This is a genomic window from Rhizobium sp. AN73 (assembly GCF_030757975.1).
Classification (GTDB): Bacteria; Pseudomonadota; Alphaproteobacteria; order Rhizobiales; family Rhizobiaceae; genus Agrobacterium; species Agrobacterium arsenijevicii.
On the sequence record NZ_JARWME010000001.1, the window covers coordinates 1,506,050 to 1,530,516 of the forward strand.

A 24,467-nucleotide genomic window follows, 5' to 3' on the forward strand; every position below is an offset into this window, starting at 1 on the left:
CGCGCAACCTTTCCTGACAATCTAGAGTGCCACATGCAGATTGAACTTCTGTCTCCCAAACTCATCGACGTCCCCTCCGACGCGAAAAGAGTCTCCCCTGACGCCATTCAGGCGTTGGCCGAAAGCTTCCAACAGATCGGGCAGCGCGTTCCGGTCGAAGTTATCGCCGGTACCGAGGGGCGATATCGCCTCGTCTTCGGTGCCAAGCGCCTTGCCGCAGCCACATCGCTCGGTATCGAAATATCCGCCATCGTTCGCCAATCGGACGAATTCGCGAACGACGCTCAAATCCGCCTGACCGAGATTTCCGAAACCCTCTATCGCCACGAACTGACGGCGCTGGAACACAGTGTCGACGTTGCCGACTGGTGTGCAATCTGGCGGGCTGCAAACCCGGTCCGGCGTGGCCCGAAGCCAAAGCAGGAATTAAGTGCAGACTCTGCACCAAACTCCGATGACGAGACAATCGAGACCGCCGCCGCTTTCTCCGGCACCTTCAGCGAGGCAGCACAGCGCTTCCTCAAGATCAGCCGCCGCAATGTTTTCAACGCTCTCAAGATTGCCAGTATCCCGGCTGAACTGCGGGACCGTATCGCGCTTGATGAGGGCTTGGCAGACAACCAGCAGACCCTTCTGGATATCGCTGGCCAGCCTTACGAGCGCGCCGCTCGTATCGTGGAGCTGCTCATTTCCGGCGAGGCGACGAACTACGCCGACGCCATTGCCATCATTGACCAAGTCCCCCGCGCCAATCCGCTGGCCGCATGGGAAAAGCTCAACGACCGCTTCACACGGCTGAAGCCCAATGAACAGGACGCGTTCTTCGCCCTGAACGAAGCTTCCGTCATGCGTTGGCTTGCCGAGCGGAAGGCTGCTCGCCGATGAGCAAACGCCGCGACCCTCTCACGAAAGACCTCTTCGAGTGGACGCCGCCGCAGGTGGCGATCCGCTACGAGGAAGGCGTGACTGGTCGCGGCCCACTCGATAACCGCATTTCCCGCCTCATCGCCCGCGCCCTGCGCGATGCCCGCGATGACGGGTTTCAGCGGTCAGAGATCGCCAGCGCCATGAGCAAGTACCTCGGTCGCACGATTTCAAGCGCGATGCTCGACAAGTGGGCGTCGGAAGGAAGCGGCGAACACCGCATTCCGCTCGATGCCTTCATCGCGCTTGTTCACGCCACCAGTGCCAAGGAGCTGCTCGGTTTTGTGCCGGGCGAGTTCGGTCTGACCGTCATCGAGGACGAATACGCCGAGATGATCGAGGACCAGCTTCTTGAGGATCACATCAAGGAAATGGAGGCGCTGAGAGCAGCTCGCGCCGTAAGGAAGAGAGCACGCCGATGAATAAAGTCAGCAGCATCGCGCCGTTCCTGCAGTTCGTCTGCCGTGTCGCGAAAAGCCAGATCGTGAAAGACGTTTCCGCCTTGTGGGCCGTCGCCTGTTTCATCCTCGGAATGATCTATTTCTCGCAGGTCGCTACGGCGCTTGTCCTGATCGTGAGGGAAGTGCGTTGAATACAGTTCCCTTTGCCTCTGAAGCCAGTCGCCTGAAGGAATGGCTCACCGCCCGCGAGATCGCGGCGGAAGCACTTCCCGGTTTGCCCACCAGCGAAAGCGCTGTCATCCGCTATGCACGCCGTGAGGACTGGCAGTCAGTTCCGTCACTTTGCCGCGCCCGTAGTGGCGTCGGCGGCGGTCTGGAATATCATTATCGCCTGTTTCCGACACTCGCCCAAGTCACCTATGTGCAGCGCTACATGGTTGTCGGTAGCGAGCCGGTGCAGCCGCAGGCCGAGCCGGAAACAACCGCCTCGACGGCTTTGACCGATCGCGCCCGGCGCGAGCGTGATGCTCGCTTGGCTGTTGTCGCCGCCTTCGAGACCTTCTCAAAAGGCCTTAAGATATCGGTGCAGGCCAGCATGTTCATCTTCTGCGACCGGTGGAACATGAACATGATCCAAGCAGACGCTTGGGTGAAGGACACCCTGCCGCAGATTTCGCAGCGCTCGGTTTTCCGGTGGCGTTCGGCCAAACAGGCCGGTGCAAAGGACAAGCTCGCCGTCGATCGCTCCGAGGCGCGCAAGGGCAAGGGCTTGCTCGACACCGCGAACGCCGGTGAGGTCCGCGCCTTTGTGCTGGCATGGATCGCAAAGAACCCGGCCCTGTCGGCCGATGTAATCCGAGGCTATTGCAAGGACCATTTTGGCGCGGAGCTGATCGACCGCAACGGCGAACTGAAGCCATTGCCGCCGGAGCGCACCTTCCAGCATTTCATCGCGCAGTTAAAGTCTTCGGAAAAGGTAGTCCTGACCAAGATCACCGACCCGGACAAGTTCCGCTCGCACATGAAGATTTCCGGTACCGGCACCTTCCGCCACATTACCGATCCGAACGCGCTTTGGATGATCGACGCCTCTCCTGTCGATGCTCTTTGCATTGATGGCCGTCATTCATTGTACGCCTGCATCGACATCGCCACGCGTCGGCTGGTCATCACCCTGTCGAAAACGCCGCGAGCCTCCGCCGTTGGCCTGATGATGCGTAAAGCCATCCTTAAATGGGGTGTGGCCAAGGTCATCAAGACCGACAACGGAAGCGATTTCGTCGCCGTTTCGATCAAGCGTCTCTTTGCCGATCTCGGTATCGAGCCGGATATATCCGACGCCTATTCGCCCGAGCAGAAAGGCCATGTCGAGCGCGTTATCAAGACGTTCCAACACGAGGTTTGCCCGCAGCTGCCCGGTTACATCGGCCATTCGGTCGCCGATCGGAAAGCGATCGAGGGTCGCAAGTCTTTCGCGGAACGCCTTGGCGCTGACGAAAAGGAACTGTTCGAAGTCGCTCTGACCGCCGAGCAGCTTCAGCGTCATATCGATGACTGGCTCGAATATGTCTATCACGAGCGGGAACACGGCGGCCTGAAAGACCGCTCGCCTAACGAGGTCGCAGCCGCTTCTCTGGCAAAAATCAACCGCGTTGATGAGCGTGCACTGGATGCCCTGTTGATGCCTGTCGCTGGCAAGAATGGCCACCGTGTCATGCAGAAGCGCGGCATTCAGAACGATGGCTTCTTCTATCTCGCCGGTTCCATCATGGTCGGAACGGATGTGTTTTGCCGCCTCGACCCGCTCGATATGGGCCGCATGTATGTCTTCGACGGCGAAACCGGCCGGTATCTCGATGTCGCCATCTGCCCGGAACTCTCTGAGGTCAATCCGCAGGCTTACGTCAAGGCGCAGAAACAGATTGCTGCCGAGCTGATCCGCGAGAAGGAACGCGAGATCAAGGCCGATATTCGCGAGCTGAAGAAGGGACCGTCCGGTATCGAGCGCACCATCCGCCTTGCCAAGAAAGAGAAGGCAGAGCGCGAAGCCGGAACCGCCAACGTCATCCAGTTGCCCAAGCGCGAACAGCAGCACAGCACGCCCGCCATTGCCGCCGCACTGGAGGCCATGACCGCGCCGAAGGTGCCGCAGCCTGCCACGCTCAACGAGAAGGCGGCGGAAATCCACGCGGCCATCGTCCGCGAGGCCGAGCTGAAGGGCAATTCCACCGTCATTCATCTGGACCCGGACGCTGCTCTTTCCGACAGCGCCCGCATGTTCAAGTGGGCGCAGGCCATCGAGGCGCAGATCGCCTCCGGTGTCGTCATCGATGACGCCACGGCGGGCAAGCTCGCTCGCTACAAGGCCAGCGCCGACTACCAGACGCGCCGGGACATTTTCGAGGATTTCGGGATCGACGCCGCACTACGCGGCTAGGTCAAGAAAAAGGGGCCGACTGCCATCGACCCCTCTGCATTGCAATAATTACGAGGATCAAAATGACGACACAACCGATGAAAGTCAATGGCGACACAGCCCCGATCAAGAACGTCACAACGGCGCTCACTCTTGTCCGGTCGCTGCAGAACCGTCATCCCCTCCAACCAAACCTCGGCGTTCTCGCCGGTTACTCCGGTTATGGCAAAAGCGTAGCGGCGCTCTATTGCCAGAACAAAACCAGCGCTGCCTATGTCGAAGTCCGCGATACGTGGACCCGCGCCAAGCTGCTGCGCTCGATCCTCTCCGAACTCGGCATCTACCAGCCACGCGGTACTCTTGCAGATATGGAAGACGAGGTTATCGGCCTTCTTGCCCGCGATCCGCGCCGCCCACTCATCATCGATGAAAGCGATCTGCTCATCAAAAAGAACCTGATTGAGCTGGTGCGGGGCATTGCAAAGGCCAGCGGTGTCCCGGTGATGCTGATCGGTGAAGAACTGTTCCCGCAGAAGCTGGAGCATGTCGGCGACCGCTTCCGAGATCTCGTTCTCGATACCAAATATGCGCAACCTTGCGATCTCGATGATGCTCGGACCCTCGCAAGAACCTTCTATCCCAAGCTGATGATTACCGATGACCTGCTCGAAAAGGCCAAGGACGAAGGCAAGGGCAATGTCCGTCGCGTCGGAAATTCGCTGCACAACATAGCCGAAGCTGCGGCGAGGATAGGTGTCAGCTCCATCGATCTCGCAACCTACGAAGGCGGTAGAGGTCTGTTCTCCCGTCCACGTCTGCCGACCAGAAAGGAGGCAGCATAATGCGGGTCACTCCGATCGCTCTCAAGATTTCCGTCGCCAAAGGCCAGCGCGTGCTGACCGGTCAGGATCATTACTGGAAGCTGATGATGGACGCCGACATGCGAAACCAGCCCTTCAGCGTGGACGATATCTTCGGCCTTTCCAACAATCGCGGCCGGGAGCAAATTTCGACCTTCCTCGCCATGTGCGAAAAGGCCGAACTCATCACCCGCACCGGTGACCAGAACCCGCGTGGCATGGCCTTGTTCCGCATCGTGGCTCGACAGTCGGCCACGCCCGTATTCAAGCGAGACGGTACTTTGATCGCCGATCCGATGACGGCTCGGCAGGCGCTGTGGAATGCCATGCGCTCGCCGTTCTTCAGGAATGGCTTCAAGCTCATCGACATTTCGGTGCATGCCTCGACGGATTCGCTGACGGTCGCACAGCGTTCGGCCCGGCTTTATATTTCCTGCCTGCTCCGGGCCGGGTACCTGACCGTTCTGCAGAAGGGAACCCGACTGGAGCCAACGATCTGGCGGCTTGTTCGCAACACCGGCCCGATCGCGCCGAAGCTCCTCAAAACCGAGTGCATCTATGACCCGAACGCCGAGAAGATTTTCGGCGAGCCGGAGACTGTCGAGGTCGAACCATGACCCCGACGAAGCCCAAGCCCGACAATCTGGAAAAGGCCCGCGCCGCATGGGGCGAGCAGCCCCCGGAATGGATTATCGCTCTGGCGGAGGCCTGCAACGCCGAAAACCAGACGCTGGTCGGAAAACGCATCGGCTACGCCGGTTCGACCGTCAGCCAGCTCCTTTCGAACAGCTATCCCGGCGATGTCGGTCGCATCGAGCAGCTCGTGCGCGGTGCTCTCATGTCCGAGACCGTGCGCTGCCCGGTCCTGCAGGAGATCGGCCGGGATGTCTGCCTCGGTTGGCAGCGCCGCCCTTTCAGCACCGCCAGCGCCAACGCGGTCCGCATGCATCAGGCCTGCCGGAATAATTGCCCTCACAGCCGCATAAAGGAGAACAGCAATGAACAAGCTTAAGGCGCTTTCCGAGCGGATGCGCGAAACCCGCAGCAAATTCGCCGACGCTCGCCACGGCGGGATCGTCCTTTCCAGCGAAGATACCGAAGCGTTTGTAGATCGCCTCGACGCGTGGATCGATCACGTCAAAGCACTTGAGATCGCCCTCGCATCATTGCGGCCGATCGACCCTGCAGAACTGACCAAAATCGTCCCGCCTGCCAGCGCCGCCATTCTTCACATGATGCGTCCTGGCACCAACGTTGTGCCGTTCCCGCGCTCTCCGCACGACGCTTAAAGCCATCTTCGAAGGGCGCTTGATCGCCCTTCCAATCCCCTTTGAAACTTGAGGAAATTCACATGCAGTCCGTAATTTTGGAAGAAATCCGCCCCGGTGTCGTCATGATGAACGGCAACGAATTCATGATTACTGCAACCGGCGGATTTGAACCGATCGGTATCGTCAAAGGTCAGCACAAGCTGGAAGACGACACTGTGCGCAAATGCATCGCCTTTGCTGAAAATCTCAACGCGCAGCTCTCCCGCTTCCGGGACCACACCGCAGCCGATCTGGCTGCGCTCGATGCGCTTCTTGCTGAAAAGTACAACACGAAGATCGGGGGCAAGAAGGGCAACCGCACCTATCAGACGTATGACGGTCTGATGAAAATTCAGGTGGCGGTCTCCGATCTCATCACCTTCGGACCGGAACTTCAGATCGCAAAGCAGTTGATCGACCAGTGCCTGACGGAATGGAGCGCCGACAGCCGCCCGGAAATCCAGCTCGCCATCACTAGCGCCTTCAATACCGACAAGGAGGGACAGGTCAGCCGTGCCAATATCTACAAGCTTTTGACGCTGGAGATCACCGACGACCGTTGGAAGATGGCTATGGAGGCCATCCGCGATGCCATCCGCGTGACCGGATCAAAGGAATACGTGCGCTTCTACAAACGCGCCCATCGCGAGGCCAACTGGCAGGCCATCACCATCGATCTGGCGAAGGCGTGAGGTACGATATGAATGATCTTCGCGTCTACGATAACCTTCTCGATGCAGAAGCCCGCGTGGCCGCGATCTACATGATCGAGGCCCTTGGCGATCTTGACAGCCCTCCGGAGTGGCTGCAGGACTTCGCCGACGATACGGAGCGGCCCGATGTAAAAGCCATTCTGGACGCCTTTCCCGAACTCGCCAGCGTCATCGACATGGATCAGTTCGAGAGCGGCAAAGAGCAAGCGGGCGCTCTTATTGAGCGCTGGTGCTTGGCCGGACGGACCGGATTGATTGTCAAAGCCGAGATTTGCGTTCGTCACTACCACGCCGGGACACAGTCGTTCTCCAGTTCTTGGGGAAACTTTAGATGGCGCTGGTTCACGGTCGATCGGCTCGACATGGTCGTTCCTACTGTCCTCACGCTTGCCAGCCAGCAGCACCAAAACTCCATGGCGGAAGGCAGTGAGGCATGAGCATGAGATCAGTCCTCGTTATACCAGTTGTACAGAGTCTGCAGTTCTCTGATCAGGTAGGCAATCCTGAATCTCATTTCGTTACATTCTCTACCCAAGTCACGCAGGAAAATCGCTTTGGCTGGGCTGGCGTTGTCCAATGGAGGTTCCTCGGCGTACCCAGATTGCAGCGCGAGAGCAATGTTGCGGTTTGTTTTGGCGATGTCAGTTCGGATATCTGCAATCCAGTTCGTAAGAGCTCCGTCCAGCAAATCACTGGCTTTCTCATAAGTGGGAGCCTTGAAAGCTCTGTCCAAGAGCGAACAGGCGTCGCTAACGTCATTAAACCACTGTTTGAGCTCCACTTGTTGGGTTGGGATACTCCGGGTGAAAATTGGAATGGAACGATTCAATTCGGTGTGAAGAGCGAAATACATGCGCTCAAAGCGGAGACCATCTCCTCGCAATTGAAGCTTCCTCGCTTGTTTGTGCAAGGTTTCGCTTCGGTCATCGGAAATCCTCATCTGCAGCACAGTGAACGCAGCCGCGATCACTGCGAGGATACCGCCTATCAAGCTTTGGAAATCGTAGAGCCAGTCTCTCCATGGATTGATGGGTTCAAAGCCAAAGGTTTCGCGACCCGCGTTCACAACGTCCCGCCAGAGCGACGGACTTGGGATCGTGATTGCAAACGCTTGGAAAAGAAGAGAAACGAAAACCGCGCCGCAAAAAAGCAGAACTACTCGATTGGGCCATTTCGACCGTCTGAAAAGAAATGCCCATCTGTCAATTTTGTCTCGCATTCAACGCGGTCCTCCCTGAACCTCAAACGGGGAAACAAGCGTTGGCAGTTTGCGTGTGAGTCGAAAAGGTGGGAACGGCTTTCTCCACATTCCGGCGCACTGCGAGTAGCAGAGTTGAGGGCCATATCATGAGGCTCTTTCCACACCTCTGGCCCTTTGGCGACCTCCCGCCGTTCTCCTTCGACCTCATCATGGCCGATCCGCCGTGGCTCTATAAGCTGCGGTCGGAGAAGGGCGAAGGAAAGTCCGCGCAGGCTCACTACAACTGCATGTCGCTCGATCAGATCAAGGCCATGCCGGTTCTCGATCTTGCCTCGGAAAACTGCCTCCTATGGCTTTGGGCAACCAATCCCATGGTGTTTCAGGCCTACGAGGTTCTGCTCGCGTGGGGCTTTGATTTTGTCTCGGCAGGTTCGTGGGAGAAGATCACGAAGAACGGAAAACAGGCATTCGGGCCGGGCTACGTCTTACGCACATCCAATGAACCTTACCTGATCGGTAAACGCGGCGAGCCGAAAACCACGAAATCTGTTCGCTCGTCATTCCGTGGCGTGGTCCGTGGCCATTCCCGCAAGCCCGAGGAAGGCTATCGGCAGGCCGAAAAGCTGATGCCGAACGCCCGGCGGCTTGAGCTTTTCAGCCGGACCAACCGCAAGGGTTGGACCGTATGGGGCGATGAAACCGGAAAATTTGGAGAAGCAGCATGAGCATTCAACGTGCGATTTTCGGCGGTTTCCGCCAGCTCGGCATCACTGAGGAAGACGCGCAGCGCGCAATCTACACCCGCGTGACAGGACAGTCCCGCCTTTCGCTGATGACGGCCCCGCAGCAAGACGCCGTCATGAAGGAACTGCGCCGCCTCGGCTACAAGCCGGTGGCCATGCGACGCAATGGTCGCCGTCGCCTCGACGGCCGCTATGCACCGAAGATGCAGTCGCTGTGGATCGCGGCCTACAACCTCGGGATAGTCGAGGACCGCGAGGACCGGGCGCTGGAGGCGTTCGTCAAGCGCCAGACCGGTCTCGACAGCGGCCGGTGGGTCAACAATGCCGACGATGCCAGGGCGGTTGTCGAAGCCCTGAAAAGCTGGATCGCCCGCGAAGCCGGTGTGGTGTGGGCTGATCGCAAACCCTGCGAAGCGTACACCATGCGTTATGGCTACAAGATCGCGATCGCGCAGCACGCCATGCTGAAATCCATGCTCTGCGACGGTTTCTGGCCCTCGGTCACTGGCATTCTCGATCAAGAAATCACCTATCGGAACGTGACCGACAAAGAGTGGATCACTGTCATGGATTACTACGGCAAGCTTATTCGCGGCCGCCGTGCTCCGAAGACGAAGGCGAGGTCCTGATGGTCGCCTACGGTTTCAAATCCTTCTTCAGCGGCCAGATAGAAAGCGGCCACAAGCGGCAGACGGTGCGCGGTGACCGCACGCGCCACGCCCGGCCGGGTGAGCGTGTGCAGCTCTTCGAGGCGATGCGCACCAAATATTGCCGTAAGATCATTGCCGATCCGGTCTGCACCCATGTCGTGCCGATCGAGATCGTGGTGAGCGATCTGATCAACGAACTGATCGCCAGCATCGTCATCGGAGGTGTGCGTTTGCACCGGACGGAGGTCGAGGCATTCGCCCGCCGTGACGGCTTTGCGCCCGAGTTGCTCGGCAACAGCTATCCGGCCAAGCTCTACGGCCGGACAGCGCGGGAGACGATGGGCCGGTTCTGGATGAAAAACCATCCGGGTGTTTCGAAGTTCACCGGCGTCCTGATCCGCTGGCAACCGGAGGCACGGACGCCATGAACCGGGACGTCTCTCCCATGACCGTCATGCCGCTCTTCGGCTGGCCGGAGCAGCGGGAGATAGACGTTCTGCAGACGAAGAGGGACGAACTGGCGGCACGCGCTGCCAAGCTCCCGCGCTTTTCACACAAACGTATCGAGCTGGAAGTGCGGCTCAAGGCGCTGACCGAAGAACAACTGAGAATTTCGAACAGGATCAATCATGGCCGATGACAGTGCAGCGCCAGCCTTGGAAATCATCGTCACCGATCATGCGCTCATTCGGTATCTGGAACGGGCGCACGGTCTGGACGTGCTTCATTTCCGGAAACACATTGCGGCCCTTGCATCCAACGGCGTCAAGGCCGGCGCAAGTGGCGTGACGGTCGAAGGCGTGAAGCTGGTGCTTCAGGGCAATACGGTTACAACCGTCTTGCATCGCGAGTGGCATTCCCGCGATCTGAGGAGCAAAGGGGGTGACTCGACATGAGCACGCTTCCGGGCATCCTCGGCGACATAGCCGATATCGCCGGCGCATCCGTCGCCCTTGAAATCGCACAAAGCCATGGCGGCACCCGCGTCTCCATTCCGCCCCGCGCCGAGCCGGATCACTGGCTGACGGCATTAGTCGGTCTTGAGACCGCCGACCGGATTTGCCGTGGTCTTGCAACCCTTGACGCTGAAGGCCGTTTAAAGGGCATCAGCAAAGAGGTCATTCCTCTCGGACCCGTTTCGGTGATGAGGAATGCCCGGCGAAAGGCGCGTCAGGCGCTCGCTGAAGGCAAGAGCGCCAGAGAGGCCGCACGCCTTGCGGGCTTGCATGAAAGGACGATTTGGCGCATGAAAGCAGAGGAAGATGACGGCCAAGGTAGTCTCTTCTAGGTTCGGCTGACACCTGTCAGCCCCGGCGCTCTTCCTGAAAAACGCATAGTCGCTCCAGTTCGCAATCCGCGTCTGGAGCTTTTTTTATGCCTCGAAACGTCAGCCCGAGAGGGCGGAGATATATCTACACCCGCGAAGGTGTTGTTAGAAAAGCCTACCGCGATGCTGTCGGCAAATGGACGATCGGTGCCGGCTTCACGGCCGACTCCGGCGTAATCGAGCCGAAAGCCGGCATGGTTATCACCGAGGCGGAGAACGATCGGCTTTTTGATCTTGCCGTCGATCGAAACTACATGCCGCGTGTTGTCAAGGCGCTCGGCGCGAGCGCCAGTGAACAGGCGATCGACGCCGGCGTTTCGTTCGACTGGAATACCGGCGCGATCCTCAAGGCATCTTGGGTGAAATCCTACCTTGCCGGAAAACCTGCCGAGACCCGCCAGCGGCTTGGTCTCTGGAAGAAGGCAGGCGGCAAGGTGCTGCGCGGTCTTGAGCGCCGCCGTTCCGAAGAGGCAGACATTCTGCTGCTTGGCAAGTATCCCGCCGACATCAATGTCGTCGGCCTGACGCCCACCTCCGAGACCACGCGATTTGCGACCTTTGTGGTTTCGCTTACTCCCTCGGAAATCGAGGACATCAGGAAGGGTTTCACCAGCATCGGCTTTGATGCTGGCCTCGCCACGGGCAAAATCCTGCGGTCGGCGGTCGAGACTTTCCAGAAGGCCTATGACCTCACCGTTGATGGCAGGATCGGCCGAGCCACGCTGTCCACCCTGCAGCGCGAACTGGACGCCCGCCGCAAGGCAAAGAATGGCACGGTAACGACCGCTGCCAGCACCACGGTCGCAGCCGGCGATCAGGTCGTCAGCACGGTGACAACGCCAGCGCCAGTCGATCCGACCTCCGTTGTTCCGGATCACCTCGCCTCGTGGGTGGGCGGCGGTATTGCCGTTGTCGCGGTCGCTTATCTCGCATGGCAGGCGTACCAGTACCGTGACATCATCGCCGTGCGCGTTGCCGAGAAGGCCCCGCGTCTTGCGAACTGGCTGCGGAGCTTCTGACATGAGCGCAGCTATCACCTCCATTCTCATCGCTGCCGCCACCAAGGTCGGCGCTCCCATCATCAAGAGCGTGCTGGAGAAGCATGTTGGCGGGCTTGCCGGGACGCTCGCTGGTACCGTGGTCGATCAGGTGGCCGAGCGCCTCGGCGTCGAGCCTGAAGCCCTGCCAACCGTCGATGAGAAAGAACTCGATAACGCCGTTCGCGACGTTGACTTCGCGATGCCCGAAGTAATTGCCCTCTATCAACAGGGCCTTCAGGGGCAGTTCGCGCTTCTCCAGGCAGAGCAGGCCGAGGGCTTCTGGCAGAGCGCGTGGCGCTGGGGCTGGATGTACCTGCTCGCGTTTCTCTGGATTTGCGCGTTCCTGCTTTTCCCGGTTCTGCGGGTCTTCGGAATCCACATCGAACCGATCGACAGCGCCACGCTGATGACACTGACCGGCTGGTTCATCTCCCTCTACATGGGCGGACACACGCTGAAGGAATTCGGCAAGCAGGCCGTTGAAGCCGTCAAGACGTGGAAGCGCACTCCATGAACTTCGGTGGAAATGCTGCTTTCGAACAAGCCGACATGCGGGCCGAGCAGGAACGGGAGGCAGGCATCGCCGCTGCCTCCCTCTCATTGCGCAGCGTCGGCACCATCCAGTGCGAAGACTGCCCGAACGATATTCCCCGCGAGCGCCGTCTCGCCCTTCCGTCCGCCACCCGGTGTATCCGGTGCCAGACCAAACACGAACAGAAACAAAGGTACCGGTGATGGACATGGAAAACATTCGATCTTGGCTCGGATTGGTGTCGCTCGTGATTTCGGTCGGAGCAACCATCTGGCTATGGCTCACCTCCGGCGCGAAGAAGACCGCGAATGATCTGGCGGAGTTTCGCCGGCAGGATGCTGAAGAAAAGAAGGCGATGATGGCGGCAATCACCGCTCTCGGCCAGCGAACCCAAACTCTTGAAAGCGAGCTGAAGCACCTCCCGAACGCAAAAGACGTCATGGAGATGCGCCTGGAGATATCCGACATGGCCGGCAACATCGGTCGCATGGAGGAAAGCCAGAAGGGCGTGGCACGCACCATCAACCGCGTAGAGGACTTCTTAATCGGGAAAGGCAGTGCGGCAGCATGAACGACTATAATCAGCATCTGACAGTGGATGCTCGCCTCGTCATTTTGCGGGCGTTGAACGATCAACCCGATGGCCGCCTTAACGAGAGCATACTTTCTACCGTTCTCGAAACCTTTGCCCATCGCCGATCGCGGGAATGGATTCGCCAGCAGCTCCGCTATCTCGCGGACATTGGTGCAGTCCGGAACACCGAAGCCGGAACCGTTCTCATCGCTGAAATTACCCGTCTCGGCGTCGACCACGTCGAGCGTCGTGGCATTCTTGAAGGCGTCAAGCGTCCTTCGCCGGCGGTGTGATGATGGGACGCGGTCGCCTGTCGGGAATCGAGCTGCTGCCGGACGCCTGCGCCGACGCTGTGGCGTGGGCGGCCGAGGAGCTGCAGAAGCGTGAAAGAACGCAGACCGAAATCTATCAGGATTTCGTCAGCAAGCTTGAGGGCGTGCATCGCGAATATCGCGGCGAGCTGGACTTCACCATTCCCTCGTTTTCGGCTTTCAACCGGTATTCAATCCGTCTTGCAACGCTGACGCAGCGCCTCAACCAGACCCGCGAGATTGCCACCACGCTCGCCGGCAAGTTCGATGCCGCCGCCTCCGACGATCTCACCCTGATCGCTTCCGAGGCGATCAAGACGCTGGTCTTCGAACTGGTGACGGCCGGCGGGGAAGCCGGATTTGATCCGAAGGGCGCAAAGGCGCTTGCCGATGCCCTGTTTTCTGCATCGAGAGCGCAGGGCGTTTCGACCGCCCGCCGCCAGAAGGTCGAGGCCGATCTCGCCGAGCGGGCAAAACAAGCCATTTCCGCTGTCGTCAAGAGCAAGGGCATCACCGAACAAGGCGCGCGCGAAATCCTCGATCAATTCCTCGGAGTGACGAAATGAGCGGGCCTATCTCGAAAGAGGAATGGATCAAGGCCCGGCGTCTGTCTACGGACGCCGTGCTGGATCGCATCGAGCGCCGCAAGGCGCTCTTGCCTTATCAGCAGCGCACGGTCGGCCTGCTTGAGAGCGCCGGCTGCGAAGTGCTGTTTGTCGAGAAAAGCCGCCGTATCGGTCTGACGTGGGGGTTTGCGTCCTATGCGGTCCTGAAGGCGGCCCGTACCAAAGCCGCCGGCGGCATGGATGTGATGTACATCTCCTATTCGCAGGAGATGACCCGCGAATTCATCGACGCCTGCGCTATGTGGGCGCGAGCCTTCAATCAGCTTGCCGGCGAGATCGAAGAAACGGTCTTTGACGACAGCGACGACGAAGGCCAGCGTTCGATACAGGCGTTCCGCATCAAGTTTGCCTCCGGATTTGAAATCATCGGCCTATCGTCAGCTCCGCGCTCCCTGCGCGGCAAGCAGGGCGTGGTCATGATCGATGAGGCCGCGTTCGTTGATAACCTTAAAGAGCTGCTCAAGGCAGCACTCGCCTTCCTCATGTGGGGCGGACAGGTTGTGGTCTGCTCGACGCATAACGGCGTCGATAACCATTTCAACGAGCAGATTCAGGACATCCTCGCCGAGCGGAAACCCTACAAGCACCTCCGCATCGATTTTGACGATGCGCTGCGCGAGGGCCTGTATGAGCGCATTTGTCTGGTCACGGGCAAGGAATGGTCCGCTGAAGCGGAAGCCGAATGGCGCCAGAACATCATCAAGTTTTATGGCGACGGGGCAGATGAGGAGCTTTTCTGCATCCCGACGCAGGGCAGCGGCACATGGTTGCCTGCACCCCTGATCGAGGCGCGCATGACGCTGAAGCCGGAGGATGCGCCGATCATTCGGTTGGAGCTGCCCGCAAATTATCTGCAGCTCTCCCGCCTGCAGCGCGCCGCCATGATGGCACCTTGCCTGCTGCAGCTCACTGCTGCGCTTCAAAATCTGCGACGGGATCGGCAACACGCATTCGGTTTCGACTTTGGTCGCGTGGCCGACTTGTCGGTAGCCAAGCTGCTCTCGATCGACAAGCTATTGTGCCGGCGCAGTGCCCTTACGGTTGAGATGCGCAATGTGCCAGGTGATGAGCAGAAGCTGATCACCGGCACGATCTTGAAGTCAGCGCCAAGGCTTGTGGGCGCTGCCTTCGATGCGACCGGCATGGGCTGGACGGTTGCCGAGGACATGGGCCGCATTTTCGGTTTCCGGAACCCGGAAGGCGGTGGCGGGCTGATCGACCCGATCAAGTTCACCAGTAACTCGGACTGGTACCGGCTTCACATGCCGCCGCTCAAAGCCGCCTTCGAAGACGAAGGCATGCTGGAGCTGGTCAAGGATGATGAGCACCTCGGCGACATCCGGCTGGTCAAGGTTATCAGGGGCATTCCGAAAATCCCCGATGCCCGCACGGGTGAGACCAACAAGAAGCGCCACGGCGACTTTGCCGTGGCACTCGCTCTCGCCCACTACGCCAGCCGCCAGCAGTGGTTCGAATACGCCTACATGGCTGCGAGCGCACTGAACGAAGACAGCGTTGATGACGACGAAGACGGCCATAACGGAAGGCAGCACTGGTGACCACCCGCACATCATCCATACTCGGCCCTGACGGCCGCCCGATCGTTCTGAAGACGCTGTCGGAAGAGATCGCAACGCCCACAGTCGCCGGTGTCCGCCGGACGCATGAAGAACGCGTTGCCACCGGTCTCACGCCTGAGCGCCTCGGCACCATTCTTCGGGATGCGGCCGAGGGCAATGCTCGCTCGTATCTGACGCTCGCCGAAGAAATGGAGGAGCGTTATCTGCACTACGCGTCTCAGCTCCAGACCCGCCGGCTGGCGATCGAGAGCGTTGATCCGACGATTGAGGCCAACGGCGCAGCAACGAAGATCGTTGATGCGATCGAAGACCTGATCAATGATGACGGCTTCCTTGAAGCGCGAGGCCATCTTCCGGACGCCATCAACAAATCCTATGCGGTCTGCGAGATGATGTGGGAATACGAGCGCAAGGCCTTGCGCCCCGTTGCCTATCTCGATCGTGACGCCCGCTTCTTCCAGATGGACCGGCTGTCGCTTCGAAACCTTCGGCTTGCGGTTGACGGTTCGATCGAGGGCGAGGAGCTGCCGCAGGCAAAGTTCATCCGCCACATTCCCCGCACGCGCCTTGGCCTTCCGCTTCGCCGAGGCATGGCACGGCCGGCGGCGTGGGCTTATCTCATCCAGCAGTTTGGCCTGCAGGACTGGGCGGCCTTCTCCGAAGTCTACGGCATGCCTCTGCGCGTCGGTAAATACAACGCCGGTGCCAGCGGCGCGGACAAGCGCACGCTGCTGAAGGCGGTCGCCTCAATCGCGAACGATGCCGCCGCCATTATCCCGGCCGGCATGGATATCGAGTTTCACGAGGTGAACGGCAGCAACGGCGCTGCAGTCTTCGGCGGTCTGCTCGAATACGTCGACAAGCAGATTTCCAAGCTTGTCGTCGGCCAGACCATGACCTCCGATGACGGCTCCTCGCTCGGGCAAGCGAAAATCCACAACGAGGTGCGTCTTGAACTGTTGCGCGCCGACTGCCGGCAGCTCGCGATCACGGTCAACCGCGATCTGATCAAGCCGTTCGTAGACCTGAATTATGGGCCGCAGGAAAGATATCCGTTCCTGCAATTGCCAGTCCCCGATCCCGAGGACGTCGAGGCCCTGTCAAAAGCGCTCGGAACTCTGGTGCCACTCGGCCTGAAGGTAAAGCAGGCCGAGATCCGCGAAAAGGTCGGCCTCTCCGATCCGCAGGACGGTGACGAACTTCTGACGCCTCCGGCGGCGGCGGCCTCGCCTCCTGTCGAGGGCAAACCGGAACCAAAGACCGCCCCGAAAACAGATGCGGTCAAGGACGCGAAAAAGACCGCCGAGGAGGAAGGCGTCAAATCAAAGGTGGCGGCTCTCTCAGCTATCGTCTCCGATCATCGCCGCGCTTGCCATTGCGGAGCATGTGAGGCCCTTGCCGCCGCCGAGGCCGGGGAACCGGACGCGCTTGAGCAGCTCGACAAGCTCTTCATCGACGCCATGGACGATTGGCAGCAGATGGTCGATCCGATCGTGCAGCCGATCGCTGCGATCATTGAAACGGCCGGCAGCTTTGAAGAGGCTTTAAAGATGCTTCAAACGCAGCGTCCTGACGCCACGAAAATGGCCGAACGCCTCGGCCGGCTGACCGCGATCGCTCGCGGTATCGGCGATATTGCGGACTGACCGGCATGGCCGAAATCAGGAAGGCTCTCGCACCGCCCGCCGGCGTCGTCAGGTACTTTGACGGAAAGACGAATGCGCCGGCGTTTTCATGGCTGGATGTGTGGGCGGAGGAGCATGCCTACAAGTTCACTGTTGCCAAGGCCGTCGAGCTGGACGTGCTCAACGCTTTCCGCTCCACCGTGTCGACCGCCCTGACGACCGGCCGGGGTTATGCAAACTGGAAGCTCGATATCCAGAAGGAACTGGTGAAGCTCGGATGGTGGGGACCGCGCATGGTTTCCGATCCCGAGGGGATCGACCCGGACCGTATGGTGAATTTTGCCAGCGACCGGCGTCTGAAGACGATCTTCTGGTCAAACATGAATTCCGCCAGAGCTGCCGGCCAGTGGGAACGGGCGCAGCGTTCGAAACGGGTGCTGCCCTATGTTCTCTATGTCCGCACCACCTCGGCCGATCCCCGCCCGGAGCATCTTGCATGGGTAGGCCTGATCCTGCCGATCGACCATCCTTTCTGGCGCACCCACTGGCCGCCGAACGGCTGGATGTGCAAGTGCCAGGTGCGCATGCTTTCCGATCGCGAGGCAAAAACGCTCATCGGTACCAAGCGCGTCATTGGCAAGGACGAAGACGGCAACGATATTTCCATCAGGTACACCGACGAGCTGCCGGAACTCGGCCCGGACGTTGCCTTCCGCAACCGCCGCACTGGCGAAATCTCGATGGTGCCGGCGGGCATTGATGCCGGATGGGCGACCAATCCCGGTCTTGCCCGCACCGAAACCCTGATCCAGAATTTCGAGGCGAAGCTTGCCGAGGCCGATCATAGTGATGCCACTCGCGTCCTGAAGGAGCTTTGGAGCGATCCATATCTGCAGATCGCACCCCGGTTGCCGCAAAAGGTCTGGTTGCCGGCCGGACATAATCCCGCGCTGGCGGCGCAGCTCGGCGCGAAATCGCCGGTCATATCCATCACCAGTGAGGCGATCGCGGAGCGCATCGAGCGGCACAAGATGCCGGTAGAGGATTTCGCGACCCTGCCGGATTTATTGTCTTCGGGGGAAATCCTGCCCGACCTGCGCGGCAAGGAAAACACACGCTCGATCTTCTGGCGCACGGGAAAGTCGGTCTGGCGCGCTTTCGTTTCAGTCAGCCAGAACGGCTACATGCGAGCGAACTCGCTGCATCAGAAGGACGAAAGGGAGGCAAGAAGGCAGGTGGAACGGGCGGGCTTCAAATGGCCGTGGGAATGAAGCGCGGCAGGGAGGGACCGATTCCGGGGCTTTACCCGGCACCCTCCAAGGGCCATCTAGGGCTACGGACTTCTCTGCCGCGCTTTCGTGAATATATGCTTATGGGGTCGCCTGTGCAATCATATACCGAGCATTTTCAGCATTCGGCGGGATTGCGCTTCTGCAGCACGCCGCTCGGCCTTGTCGACGTTCTCCGGGCCGCAATAATAATCCAGATTGCTGGTGTCGCTGCTGTCAGCCGAGAGATGCCCGCTCTCAAGGATCACGAACCTCCATGCGCATCCGAGCATCTTGTTGATCTGGATTGCGCCATGACATCCCGTGGAGAGGCAGTAGGCCACGTTGCGCTGCCCTTGGTATTGGCCTTTGACGGCTTCGCCGTATTCCTTCACCCAAACATCGCGAGAATACTGGCAGCTTCCGGGCTGCTTGCTGGCAGTACAATCTTGAAGGCCATTCAGATAATCCGTCGCAGGAGGCCACTCGGCTGCATTTGCGAAACTGCTCATTGCGGCCACGATTGCCAACGCCAGAACCTGCCTCATTACCCATTTCCCCATGTTGCGATGACCGACACGATAAAACGGCCACAGACGCGCGTGAAGGGGTTTCACGCCCCTTCTTTCATCCACGGTTAAAATTCGCGCCCACGGCCTTTAATCGTGCTTCAATTTTGACGTTGCTCTTGATCCTCGCCCCCCAAGAGGATTAGATGCGGACATTCCCCCAAACGAACTGATTTTACCGTGCTGACAGGTGTCAGCCCGGGTGCTTGGAATTGACGGCTAGATTGGCCGTCATGATGACACAGCGCCCCGACTTCTTCCTTTCCTGCCTCGCTCCTGAAGCGACCCCGAATGCCGCCGATGCGATGACGGGTATCGCCGTGCTTGATGCTTATGCCGCTGATCCGTCTGCCGCGTCTTCCGAGACCAAGCGGGGACCGGAGTGGATCAAGCTCGCGCCGCGAGGAAAGCTGAATGCCCGCGACGGTCGCGTTTTCACAATCGATCCGGAATTGCTGGTATCGCGCTTCGAAGCGGATGCCGTCGATCTCCCGATCGATATCGATCACGCTACCGTCAAAAAGGCCATGTTCGGTGACGCCGCGCCCGCGATCGGCTGGATCAACAAGCTTGAAGCACGCCCGGACGGTCTGTTCGGCAAGGTCGAGTGGCTGGCGGAAGGCATCCGCGTTCTCGGTGCGCGCACCCACCGGTATGTCTCTCCCACATTCAAGGCCGACGATAACGGCAAGGCCACATGGCTTCACTCGGCCGCGCTTGTCGCGGCACCCGCCGCATCCATGCCGGCCGTCGCGTCGGCAACCCTCACGACAACAACTCAAACGGAAACGAACATGCTCAAAGCACTCGCCGCCGCCCTTGGCCTCAATGAAGACGCCTCCGAGGCTTCCTGCCTCTCGGCAATCACCTCTCTGAAAAGTCGCATCGATCCCGCCGTGCATCAGAAGGCGCTCGATGATGTCGCAACCCTGACGACGCAGATCGAGGACGGCCGGAAGGCGGCCCATAAGGAGAAGGTCGACACGCTGCTGGAAGGCGCGCTGAAGGCGAAGAAGATCACGCCGGCACAGCGCGAAAGCTATGAGGCGCTCGCTACGTCGCCGGAGGGTTTCGAACAGGTGAAGAAGCTGATCGAAACGCTCGGCGTCGGCCTCGGTGCCTCCAACCTCGACCAGCGCCGCGCCGACGATGCCACCGCCACCCTGACCGCCGAGGACCGCGAGGTCATGAAGCAGCTCGGCGTGTCGGAAGAAGAATTCCGCAAGGCGAACGGCCTGACCGCCGCCTGATCAAGATTTCCCCTGAAGGAGAAACGTAATGACCGCAATGTCGCAGGCCCGCCAGCCGGTAGAGGTCGAAGGCCTCCGCTCCACCGCACCCGTTAAGGGCGCAACGACCATTCTGCAGGGCGCGCTGGTCGTGGCCGAAAACGGCCTCGCCGTGCCGGGCAAGACTGCGACCGGCCTCACCATTCTCGGCGTTTCCGAGGAGACGGTGAAAAACACCGGAGCTGATGGCACTAAGAAAGTGCCGTTCCGTCGCGGCACTTTTGGTTTTGCCAACCATGCAGCCGACGCCCTTGCCGCCGGCGACATCGGCAAGACGGCCTATGTCGTCGATGACCAGACGGTTGCAAAGACCGATGGCACCGGCACGCGCTCGGCCGCAGGCAAGATCATGCACATCGAAGGCGGGCAGATTTTCGTCCGCGTCGGCTACTAACAACTCCAATCTTAGGACCGTTTTCAATGGCACGCGTCATAACGCCCGAACTTCTTGCCGCCGCACAGCGCGGCTTCAAAACTTCATTCCAGAAGGGGTTTGCCGGTCATACCCCTATGTACACCACCCTCGCGACGGTCATTGAATCGAACTCCAGCGAGGAAACCTACGGCTGGTTGGGCGATATCCCCAAGCTGCGCGAATGGATCGGTGACCGTCAGGTCAAGGCTCTCTCTTCGAAGGGCTACTCGATCAAGAACCGCAAGTTCGAAGGAACGATCGGCGTTCCCCGTGATGACATCGAGGATGACAAGCTCGGTCTCTATGCAAAGCGTTTCGAGATGCTTGGCCAGTCGGCATCGACGCATCCGGACGAAATCACCTTTGAACTGATCAACGCCGCCTTCACCACCGAATGCTATGACGGCCAGAACTTCTTCGACGTCGATCACCCTGTTGGGCCAAAGGGCGCTGAGGTCAGCGTCTCCAATATGCAGACCGGCACGGGCGAGACGTGGATTCTCGCGGATATGAGCCGGCCGCTGAAGCCGTTCATTTTCCAGAAGCGCCGCGACTATTCGTTCGTTGCCAAGGAAGACGGCAAGACCTCTGACCACGTCTTCATGCGTGACGAGTACCTCTACGGCACTGATGCCCGCGTCTCCGCCGGTTTCGGTTTCTGGCAGATGGCTTACGGTTCGAAGGCCGAACTGAACGCGGCCAATCTGCGCGCCGCCTTCACCGCTATCAAGGAATTTACGGATGACGAAGGTCGCAAGCTCGGTATTCGTCCGACGCACCTGATCACGGGCAACGGCAATTTCTTCAAAGCCCGTGACATTCTCATGTCTGAGCAGATCGATGGCTCCAGCAATACCAACCGCAACCTTGTCCAGATCATGGAAGCGCCGCTGCTGGATTAGTCCTGGCATCGACGCGTCCCCGGCGGCCATCGTCCCGGCCGCCGGGTTTTCCGGCAAGCGGCATGCGTGCCGTTTTCCCGAAAACCCAAAGGAGAAGCTAATGTCCAAGCGGACCACAGCCAGACCGGCCGCAAAGCCGGCCGCGCCCGAAATCCTCAACGGCTCGAACACCTTGCCGGCGCTGATCGAAGTTGCCGAGGGCAAGTCCCTCCAGCTCGGCGCTGTGGTGGTTGTCGCCCATCAGGCATCCGGCCTGACGGCGGAGGCTTGGAACGCTCTGCCGGAAACGGAGCGTGATGAGCACCTCAACAAGACGATCGAGGCCATCAAGGCGGCAGTGGCCACCGGCGCAGAACTCGATCAGTTCATCCAGAAACCTAACGAGGCGGCAGCGCCTGCAGGGGAAGGTGTCAACGACGCCTCCATTGAAATGGAATTTGTAACCGCAGAACCAGTGCTGATCGTTTCGGCTCCGGGCGGTCCCCGCCGGCGCGCTGGCTTCGCCTTCGGCCCTGAGCCGATCGAACTCACGCTCGACCAGCTCGGCGAGACCGATGAGGAGCAAAAAGCGGCCTTCGAAAACTTGCGCGCTGATCCGAAGCTGAAGCTGGACAGCCGCATGATCGATTTCGGCGACGACGATTAAGACTTCCGCGGAGTGGACCAACGGTAGGTCATCAGGCTCATAACCTGAAGGTTGGCGGTTCAAGTCCGCCCTCCGCAACCAGATACGGGGTGGGAGCGCCGCGAGGGGAAACCCGAAGCCCACCGGTGGCGAGAGTGCCACCGGAAAACAGCGGCAAATTTGTTGAGGACCATTTCCATGATCGCCTATGCCACTCTTGCCGACCTTGAGGCACGTTTCCCAAACGAGCTGACGCTTGTCGCAGCAGACGAGCAGACCGGCATTCGCGATGATGACCGTATCGAGAAAGGCCTTGCCGACGCCTCGATCGAGGTTCGCGCCATTCTGGCGGCGCGCTACTCCCCGGCCGAACTTTCCGCGCTCGACCAGTACTCCCTTGATGTGCTGCGCCTCTACACCATGGACATCGCATTCTACCGAATCGCGCTCGCCTTCTCCCGTTCGTCCGAGAACATCAAGGAGCGCTACAACGCGGCTATCAAACGCCTCGAAGCGATCGCCGCCGGCAAGGGCGCGCTGACCACCACGATTTCAGGCGATGGCGATAATGGCAGCGCCGGCGGCGATGTAGGGCAGAACGAAGTTATTCTGGAAGCCCCGGAGCGCATGTTCACGCGTGAAAGGCTCGGCCGGATATGAGCGGGATCTCGATTGTTCTGGATGTGTCGGATCTGGAGACGGCCGAGCGGAAGCTTCGGCCGCTCTTCGACTTCGAAGCCTCGGAACTCATGAGTGCGATTGCCGCTGTGGGCGAGAACCAGACGCGCCGGCGCATTGCCGAGGAGAAGACCGCTCCGGACGGCACGCCATGGAAACCGAACCACGCCGGCACGCCGATCCTTGTCGCAACGGGGCAGCACCTGCTGTCCTCGCTGGTGTGGACCGCCACGGCCGAGGAAGCCGAGTGGGGATCGACGTGGGAATATGCCCACGTTCATCAGGACGGCATGACGATCGTTCCGAAGAACGCCGACCGTCTGGCTTTTCAGATCGGTGGCCAAGCCGTCTTCGCCAAGGAAGTCGAAATCCCGGCCCGCCCGTTTGCCGGCCTATCGGAAGAAAACCGGCGTGAGCTGCTCGATGTCGTCACTGATCATTTCGGAGGGCTGTTGCAATGATTGAGCCGAAACCGCTTGCCAGCCTCCTTCTGGATGATCGGCTGTTGCCCTTGCAGTCGGCGATCGTTGACCGACTTCTGGCTCTGTTGCCCGGCGTTGCCGTTGTGCGCCATCCGGGCAAGATCGATATTTCCGAGCTGATCGCAAAAAGCGTCGTTACCGCTCCCGGCGTGGGTATCGGCTGGAGCCGCATTCGCGAGATCGCGATTGTGGACGGCTCCTTCAGCCTTTCCGTCGAATGGACTGCCTACATCGTGGCCGAGGCAAAGCCGATCGCTGCCAAGCGTGTTGAAAAGGAGGCTATTGCGCTCGCGATCGGCGCACGCCTCCTGCAAATCCTCGGCGACGATGAAACCGCGATGTGGGGCCTGACAGGCATTCTGCCGCCTGAAACCACGCCTCAGCCAGAGCTGAAGCCGCTCTTTACGGTCCGCGATGCATCGCAGGGTGTGGCCTATTACACCGTCACTTGGACACAGATCGTGGTCGACCTCGGCGAGACCGCATTCCCGACCGAAGCCGGCACCTACAGCGAAGACGACAACTGGATCAAGTTCGCCAGTGAGGCCACGCTCGAAGCGATGCGGCCCTTCATTCCGGCGAAAGAGGAGCCGGACAATGCGTGATCCGGTCGAACTGGAGCTGCGCCGGCAGGCCGCCCGTACCGAAGCTGCAGAGCGCCGTCTGGCGCAGACGGTGCTTTATGGGAAAGTTGCCGAGAAGGATTCCGACAAGCGCCGGCTTCGCCTGAAGCTCGGCACGTCCAGCAGGGGCGATGATGTTCTGTCGCCGTGGCTGCGCTGGCAGGAAGCCGGCGTCGGCAGCCTTTCCATCCATGGCGAGCCGGCAGTTGGCGAGCAGATGATGATGCTTTCGCCGTCCGGCACGATCGGAGCCGGCTCGATCGCCATGCGCGGCTCCTATGACCGGGACCACGCCGCGCCTTCGAAATCCTCCGATACCGCCGTCATCACGGCCGGCAAGGGCCGCATCGAGATTGGGCCTGACGGCATCGAGCTGATCGGCAACGTCCGGATGCGCGGCGGCACCTTGGAACACGAGGGCGTCTACATCGGAGAAAAACACAAACACACCGAAGTGCGGCGGGGCGGCGAAGTGTCCGGCCCACCCGAATCCGACAACTGAAGGAAACCTGAAATGGCGAAAGCACCCCGAAACACTCCAGCGACCGACCCGGTCGAACAGCCAGCAGCTCCTGCCTCTGCCACACCGGACGATGGCAAGAAGGATTATGTCGTGACGGAAACAGCGCCGGCACGCGTTGCCGGCCGTCGCGTCAAAGCGGGCGATACGCTCCGCCTGTCCGAGCATGAGGCGTTGGCTGAAGAACTCGCCCAGCACATCCGCCCGGCCGGCTCCGATGACAAAGCCGACGCTGGCGCTGACGCTTCAAGCGACGTTTAAGG

Annotated in this window: 36 protein-coding genes and 1 tRNA gene; 35 read left to right on the plus strand and 2 right to left on the minus strand. The window is 60.0% G+C overall.

The features are described from left to right. The first annotated feature begins 33 nt into the window (after positions 1-33). The 10 genes from RBH10_RS06700 to RBH10_RS06745 all read left to right on the plus strand — a co-directional run bounded on the left by RBH10_RS06700 (position 34) and on the right by RBH10_RS06745 (position 7,061). On the plus strand, positions 34-885 hold the full coding sequence (locus RBH10_RS06700; RefSeq protein WP_281037723.1) for a ParB N-terminal domain-containing protein: 852 nt from the start codon (positions 34-36) through the stop codon (positions 883-885). Beyond that, positions 882-1,346, plus strand: coding sequence for a hypothetical protein (locus RBH10_RS06705; RefSeq protein WP_234882070.1), 465 nt, complete (start codon positions 882-884; stop codon positions 1,344-1,346). The genes RBH10_RS06700 and RBH10_RS06705 overlap by 4 nt, the downstream gene beginning before the upstream one ends. Further along, positions 1,343-1,516 (plus strand): hypothetical protein, encoded by a 174-nt coding sequence (locus RBH10_RS06710; RefSeq protein WP_174000474.1) that lies wholly within the window; start codon positions 1,343-1,345, stop codon positions 1,514-1,516. Before RBH10_RS06705 ends, RBH10_RS06710 begins: the two co-directional genes overlap by 4 nt. After that, positions 1,513-3,762, plus strand: a complete 2,250-nt coding sequence (locus RBH10_RS06715; protein WP_281037722.1) for a DDE-type integrase/transposase/recombinase — start codon at positions 1,513-1,515, stop codon at positions 3,760-3,762. Before RBH10_RS06710 ends, RBH10_RS06715 begins: the two co-directional genes overlap by 4 nt. Before the next feature lie 62 nt (positions 3,763-3,824). Further along, complete coding sequence (locus RBH10_RS06720; RefSeq protein WP_281037721.1) at positions 3,825-4,583, plus strand: AAA family ATPase; 759 nt, start codon at positions 3,825-3,827, stop codon at positions 4,581-4,583. Beyond that, positions 4,583-5,218 carry a hypothetical protein gene (locus RBH10_RS06725; protein WP_072493260.1) on the plus strand — a complete coding sequence of 212 codons (636 nt, stop codon included), beginning with the start codon at positions 4,583-4,585 and terminating at the stop codon, positions 5,216-5,218. The genes RBH10_RS06720 and RBH10_RS06725 overlap by 1 nt, the downstream gene beginning before the upstream one ends. Continuing rightward, positions 5,215-5,613 carry a transcriptional regulator gene (locus RBH10_RS06730; RefSeq protein WP_281037720.1) on the plus strand — a complete coding sequence of 133 codons (399 nt, stop codon included), beginning with the start codon at positions 5,215-5,217 and terminating at the stop codon, positions 5,611-5,613. The genes RBH10_RS06725 and RBH10_RS06730 overlap by 4 nt, the downstream gene beginning before the upstream one ends. Further along, complete coding sequence (locus tag RBH10_RS06735) at positions 5,600-5,890, plus strand: hypothetical protein (protein WP_281037719.1); 291 nt, start codon at positions 5,600-5,602, stop codon at positions 5,888-5,890. The genes RBH10_RS06730 and RBH10_RS06735 overlap by 14 nt, the downstream gene beginning before the upstream one ends. A gap of 62 nt (positions 5,891-5,952) precedes the next feature. Beyond that, complete coding sequence (locus RBH10_RS06740; RefSeq protein WP_281037718.1) at positions 5,953-6,603, plus strand: DUF3164 family protein; 651 nt, start codon at positions 5,953-5,955, stop codon at positions 6,601-6,603. An 8-nt stretch (positions 6,604-6,611) separates the two neighbouring features. Then, the gene (locus RBH10_RS06745) at positions 6,612-7,061 is read left to right on the plus strand and encodes a hypothetical protein (RefSeq protein ID WP_281037717.1); all 450 of its coding nucleotides are present in this window, start codon (positions 6,612-6,614) and stop codon (positions 7,059-7,061) included. Positions 7,062-7,069: 8 nt separating this feature from the next. Here RBH10_RS06745 and RBH10_RS06750 read toward each other — a convergent pair whose 3' ends face one another. Further along, positions 7,070-7,843, minus strand: coding sequence for a hypothetical protein (locus RBH10_RS06750; RefSeq protein ID WP_281037716.1), 774 nt, complete (start codon positions 7,841-7,843; stop codon positions 7,070-7,072). Between the two features lie 128 nt (positions 7,844-7,971). On the opposite strand from RBH10_RS06750, the gene RBH10_RS06755 reads away from it, so the two are divergent. The 15 genes from RBH10_RS06755 to RBH10_RS06825 all read left to right on the plus strand — a co-directional run bounded on the left by RBH10_RS06755 (position 7,972) and on the right by RBH10_RS06825 (position 18,104). Continuing rightward, positions 7,972-8,550 (plus strand): MT-A70 family methyltransferase, encoded by a 579-nt coding sequence (locus tag RBH10_RS06755; protein WP_281037715.1) that lies wholly within the window; start codon positions 7,972-7,974, stop codon positions 8,548-8,550. Next, entirely contained in the window at positions 8,547-9,197 is a 651-nt protein-coding gene (locus tag RBH10_RS06760) for a regulatory protein GemA (protein ID WP_281037714.1), read from the plus strand. Before RBH10_RS06755 ends, RBH10_RS06760 begins: the two co-directional genes overlap by 4 nt. After that, positions 9,197-9,646: an ASCH domain-containing protein gene (locus tag RBH10_RS06765; protein WP_281037713.1), complete on the plus strand. Its 450-nt coding sequence runs from the start codon at positions 9,197-9,199 to the stop codon at positions 9,644-9,646. Before RBH10_RS06760 ends, RBH10_RS06765 begins: the two co-directional genes overlap by 1 nt. Then, a complete protein-coding gene (locus tag RBH10_RS06770; protein WP_112361364.1) occupies positions 9,643-9,858 on the plus strand; it encodes a hypothetical protein in 216 nt (71 codons plus the stop codon). Before RBH10_RS06765 ends, RBH10_RS06770 begins: the two co-directional genes overlap by 4 nt. After that, complete coding sequence (locus RBH10_RS06775; protein WP_281037712.1) at positions 9,848-10,114, plus strand: hypothetical protein; 267 nt, start codon at positions 9,848-9,850, stop codon at positions 10,112-10,114. The genes RBH10_RS06770 and RBH10_RS06775 overlap by 11 nt, the downstream gene beginning before the upstream one ends. Next, on the plus strand, positions 10,111-10,506 hold the full coding sequence (locus RBH10_RS06780; protein WP_080822846.1) for a hypothetical protein: 396 nt from the start codon (positions 10,111-10,113) through the stop codon (positions 10,504-10,506). Before RBH10_RS06775 ends, RBH10_RS06780 begins: the two co-directional genes overlap by 4 nt. Before the next feature lie 86 nt (positions 10,507-10,592). Then, complete coding sequence (locus tag RBH10_RS06785; protein WP_281037711.1) at positions 10,593-11,564, plus strand: glycoside hydrolase family protein; 972 nt, start codon at positions 10,593-10,595, stop codon at positions 11,562-11,564. 1 nt (position 11,565) lies between these two features. Further along, complete coding sequence (locus RBH10_RS06790) at positions 11,566-12,099, plus strand: hypothetical protein (RefSeq protein WP_281037710.1); 534 nt, start codon at positions 11,566-11,568, stop codon at positions 12,097-12,099. Beyond that, positions 12,096-12,320, plus strand: a complete 225-nt coding sequence (locus RBH10_RS06795; RefSeq protein ID WP_003500859.1) for a TraR/DksA C4-type zinc finger protein — start codon at positions 12,096-12,098, stop codon at positions 12,318-12,320. The genes RBH10_RS06790 and RBH10_RS06795 overlap by 4 nt, the downstream gene beginning before the upstream one ends. Continuing rightward, on the plus strand, positions 12,320-12,688 hold the full coding sequence (locus tag RBH10_RS06800; protein ID WP_306180483.1) for a DUF2730 family protein: 369 nt from the start codon (positions 12,320-12,322) through the stop codon (positions 12,686-12,688). Before RBH10_RS06795 ends, RBH10_RS06800 begins: the two co-directional genes overlap by 1 nt. Then, entirely contained in the window at positions 12,685-12,984 is a 300-nt protein-coding gene (locus RBH10_RS06805; protein WP_281037708.1) for a hypothetical protein, read from the plus strand. The genes RBH10_RS06800 and RBH10_RS06805 overlap by 4 nt, the downstream gene beginning before the upstream one ends. A 2-nt stretch (positions 12,985-12,986) precedes the next feature. Continuing rightward, a complete protein-coding gene (locus RBH10_RS06810) occupies positions 12,987-13,568 on the plus strand; it encodes a DUF3486 family protein (RefSeq protein WP_035243576.1) in 582 nt (193 codons plus the stop codon). Beyond that, on the plus strand, positions 13,565-15,187 hold the full coding sequence (locus RBH10_RS06815) for a terminase large subunit domain-containing protein (RefSeq protein WP_281037707.1): 1,623 nt from the start codon (positions 13,565-13,567) through the stop codon (positions 15,185-15,187). The genes RBH10_RS06810 and RBH10_RS06815 overlap by 4 nt, the downstream gene beginning before the upstream one ends. Continuing rightward, the gene (locus tag RBH10_RS06820) at positions 15,184-16,854 is read left to right on the plus strand and encodes a DUF935 domain-containing protein (protein WP_281037706.1); all 1,671 of its coding nucleotides are present in this window, start codon (positions 15,184-15,186) and stop codon (positions 16,852-16,854) included. The genes RBH10_RS06815 and RBH10_RS06820 overlap by 4 nt, the downstream gene beginning before the upstream one ends. Positions 16,855-16,859: 5 nt before the next feature. Further along, a complete protein-coding gene (locus tag RBH10_RS06825) occupies positions 16,860-18,104 on the plus strand; it encodes a phage minor head protein (protein WP_281037705.1) in 1,245 nt (414 codons plus the stop codon). Positions 18,105-18,223: 119 nt separating this feature from the next. Here RBH10_RS06825 and RBH10_RS06830 read toward each other — a convergent pair whose 3' ends face one another. Then, positions 18,224-18,649: a hypothetical protein gene (locus RBH10_RS06830; RefSeq protein ID WP_281037704.1), complete on the minus strand. Its 426-nt coding sequence runs from the start codon at positions 18,647-18,649 to the stop codon at positions 18,224-18,226. 254 nt (positions 18,650-18,903) lie between these two features. Between RBH10_RS06830 and RBH10_RS06835 the strand changes: the two genes are divergently transcribed. The 10 genes from RBH10_RS06835 to RBH10_RS06880 all read left to right on the plus strand — a co-directional run bounded on the left by RBH10_RS06835 (position 18,904) and on the right by RBH10_RS06880 (position 24,465). Beyond that, the gene (locus tag RBH10_RS06835) at positions 18,904-19,920 is read left to right on the plus strand and encodes a phage protease (RefSeq protein ID WP_281037703.1); all 1,017 of its coding nucleotides are present in this window, start codon (positions 18,904-18,906) and stop codon (positions 19,918-19,920) included. 28 nt (positions 19,921-19,948) lie between these two features. Next, entirely contained in the window at positions 19,949-20,353 is a 405-nt protein-coding gene (locus tag RBH10_RS06840) for a hypothetical protein (RefSeq protein ID WP_281037702.1), read from the plus strand. Positions 20,354-20,379: 26 nt separating this feature from the next. Beyond that, complete coding sequence (locus RBH10_RS06845; protein WP_281037701.1) at positions 20,380-21,276, plus strand: Mu-like prophage major head subunit gpT family protein; 897 nt, start codon at positions 20,380-20,382, stop codon at positions 21,274-21,276. A gap of 100 nt (positions 21,277-21,376) precedes the next feature. Then, complete coding sequence (locus RBH10_RS06850; protein ID WP_281037700.1) at positions 21,377-21,922, plus strand: hypothetical protein; 546 nt, start codon at positions 21,377-21,379, stop codon at positions 21,920-21,922. A 6-nt stretch (positions 21,923-21,928) separates the two neighbouring features. After that, positions 21,929-22,003, plus strand: a tRNA-Met gene (locus RBH10_RS06855). 96 nt (positions 22,004-22,099) lie between these two features. Next, positions 22,100-22,561: a gp436 family protein gene (locus RBH10_RS06860; RefSeq protein WP_306180486.1), complete on the plus strand. Its 462-nt coding sequence runs from the start codon at positions 22,100-22,102 to the stop codon at positions 22,559-22,561. After that, positions 22,558-23,040, plus strand: coding sequence for a phage virion morphogenesis protein (locus tag RBH10_RS06865; protein WP_281037698.1), 483 nt, complete (start codon positions 22,558-22,560; stop codon positions 23,038-23,040). The genes RBH10_RS06860 and RBH10_RS06865 overlap by 4 nt, the downstream gene beginning before the upstream one ends. After that, on the plus strand, positions 23,037-23,666 hold the full coding sequence (locus RBH10_RS06870) for a hypothetical protein (RefSeq protein WP_281037697.1): 630 nt from the start codon (positions 23,037-23,039) through the stop codon (positions 23,664-23,666). Before RBH10_RS06865 ends, RBH10_RS06870 begins: the two co-directional genes overlap by 4 nt. Then, entirely contained in the window at positions 23,659-24,186 is a 528-nt protein-coding gene (locus tag RBH10_RS06875) for a phage baseplate protein (RefSeq protein WP_281037696.1), read from the plus strand. The genes RBH10_RS06870 and RBH10_RS06875 overlap by 8 nt, the downstream gene beginning before the upstream one ends. A 12-nt stretch (positions 24,187-24,198) precedes the next feature. Continuing rightward, positions 24,199-24,465, plus strand: a complete 267-nt coding sequence (locus RBH10_RS06880) for a hypothetical protein (protein WP_281037695.1) — start codon at positions 24,199-24,201, stop codon at positions 24,463-24,465. Positions 24,466-24,467 lie beyond the last annotated feature (2 nt).

Bases quoted from the DNA above. Each gene is read 5' to 3' on its own strand.
- RBH10_RS06700 (WP_281037723.1), top strand. From the start codon at position 34: ATGCAGATTGAACTTCTGTCTCCCAAACTCATCGACGTCCCCTCCGAC.
- RBH10_RS06705 (WP_234882070.1), top strand. From the start codon at position 882: ATGAGCAAACGCCGCGACCCTCTCACGAAAGACCTCTTCGAGTGGACG.
- RBH10_RS06710 (WP_174000474.1), top strand. From the start codon at position 1,343: ATGAATAAAGTCAGCAGCATCGCGCCGTTCCTGCAGTTCGTCTGCCGT.
- RBH10_RS06720 (WP_281037721.1), top strand. From the start codon at position 3,825: ATGACGACACAACCGATGAAAGTCAATGGCGACACAGCCCCGATCAAG.
- RBH10_RS06725 (WP_072493260.1), top strand. From the start codon at position 4,583: ATGCGGGTCACTCCGATCGCTCTCAAGATTTCCGTCGCCAAAGGCCAG.
- RBH10_RS06730 (WP_281037720.1), top strand. From the start codon at position 5,215: ATGACCCCGACGAAGCCCAAGCCCGACAATCTGGAAAAGGCCCGCGCC.
- RBH10_RS06735 (WP_281037719.1), top strand. From the start codon at position 5,600: ATGAACAAGCTTAAGGCGCTTTCCGAGCGGATGCGCGAAACCCGCAGC.
- RBH10_RS06740 (WP_281037718.1), top strand. From the start codon at position 5,953: ATGCAGTCCGTAATTTTGGAAGAAATCCGCCCCGGTGTCGTCATGATG.
- RBH10_RS06745 (WP_281037717.1), top strand. From the start codon at position 6,612: ATGAATGATCTTCGCGTCTACGATAACCTTCTCGATGCAGAAGCCCGC.
- RBH10_RS06750 (WP_281037716.1), bottom strand. From the start codon at position 7,843: ATGCGAGACAAAATTGACAGATGGGCATTTCTTTTCAGACGGTCGAAA.
- RBH10_RS06755 (WP_281037715.1), top strand. From the start codon at position 7,972: ATGAGGCTCTTTCCACACCTCTGGCCCTTTGGCGACCTCCCGCCGTTC.
- RBH10_RS06760 (WP_281037714.1), top strand. From the start codon at position 8,547: ATGAGCATTCAACGTGCGATTTTCGGCGGTTTCCGCCAGCTCGGCATC.
- RBH10_RS06765 (WP_281037713.1), top strand. From the start codon at position 9,197: ATGGTCGCCTACGGTTTCAAATCCTTCTTCAGCGGCCAGATAGAAAGC.
- RBH10_RS06770 (WP_112361364.1), top strand. From the start codon at position 9,643: ATGAACCGGGACGTCTCTCCCATGACCGTCATGCCGCTCTTCGGCTGG.
- RBH10_RS06775 (WP_281037712.1), top strand. From the start codon at position 9,848: ATGGCCGATGACAGTGCAGCGCCAGCCTTGGAAATCATCGTCACCGAT.
- RBH10_RS06780 (WP_080822846.1), top strand. From the start codon at position 10,111: ATGAGCACGCTTCCGGGCATCCTCGGCGACATAGCCGATATCGCCGGC.
- RBH10_RS06785 (WP_281037711.1), top strand. From the start codon at position 10,593: ATGCCTCGAAACGTCAGCCCGAGAGGGCGGAGATATATCTACACCCGC.
- RBH10_RS06790 (WP_281037710.1), top strand. From the start codon at position 11,566: ATGAGCGCAGCTATCACCTCCATTCTCATCGCTGCCGCCACCAAGGTC.
- RBH10_RS06795 (WP_003500859.1), top strand. From the start codon at position 12,096: ATGAACTTCGGTGGAAATGCTGCTTTCGAACAAGCCGACATGCGGGCC.
- RBH10_RS06800 (WP_306180483.1), top strand. From the start codon at position 12,320: ATGGACATGGAAAACATTCGATCTTGGCTCGGATTGGTGTCGCTCGTG.
- RBH10_RS06805 (WP_281037708.1), top strand. From the start codon at position 12,685: ATGAACGACTATAATCAGCATCTGACAGTGGATGCTCGCCTCGTCATT.
- RBH10_RS06810 (WP_035243576.1), top strand. From the start codon at position 12,987: ATGGGACGCGGTCGCCTGTCGGGAATCGAGCTGCTGCCGGACGCCTGC.
- RBH10_RS06815 (WP_281037707.1), top strand. From the start codon at position 13,565: ATGAGCGGGCCTATCTCGAAAGAGGAATGGATCAAGGCCCGGCGTCTG.
- RBH10_RS06825 (WP_281037705.1), top strand. From the start codon at position 16,860: ATGGCCGAAATCAGGAAGGCTCTCGCACCGCCCGCCGGCGTCGTCAGG.
- RBH10_RS06830 (WP_281037704.1), bottom strand. From the start codon at position 18,649: ATGAGGCAGGTTCTGGCGTTGGCAATCGTGGCCGCAATGAGCAGTTTC.
- RBH10_RS06835 (WP_281037703.1), top strand. From the start codon at position 18,904: ATGATGACACAGCGCCCCGACTTCTTCCTTTCCTGCCTCGCTCCTGAA.
- RBH10_RS06840 (WP_281037702.1), top strand. From the start codon at position 19,949: ATGACCGCAATGTCGCAGGCCCGCCAGCCGGTAGAGGTCGAAGGCCTC.
- RBH10_RS06845 (WP_281037701.1), top strand. From the start codon at position 20,380: ATGGCACGCGTCATAACGCCCGAACTTCTTGCCGCCGCACAGCGCGGC.
- RBH10_RS06850 (WP_281037700.1), top strand. From the start codon at position 21,377: ATGTCCAAGCGGACCACAGCCAGACCGGCCGCAAAGCCGGCCGCGCCC.
- RBH10_RS06860 (WP_306180486.1), top strand. From the start codon at position 22,100: ATGATCGCCTATGCCACTCTTGCCGACCTTGAGGCACGTTTCCCAAAC.
- RBH10_RS06865 (WP_281037698.1), top strand. From the start codon at position 22,558: ATGAGCGGGATCTCGATTGTTCTGGATGTGTCGGATCTGGAGACGGCC.
- RBH10_RS06870 (WP_281037697.1), top strand. From the start codon at position 23,037: ATGATTGAGCCGAAACCGCTTGCCAGCCTCCTTCTGGATGATCGGCTG.
- RBH10_RS06875 (WP_281037696.1), top strand. From the start codon at position 23,659: ATGCGTGATCCGGTCGAACTGGAGCTGCGCCGGCAGGCCGCCCGTACC.
- RBH10_RS06880 (WP_281037695.1), top strand. From the start codon at position 24,199: ATGGCGAAAGCACCCCGAAACACTCCAGCGACCGACCCGGTCGAACAG.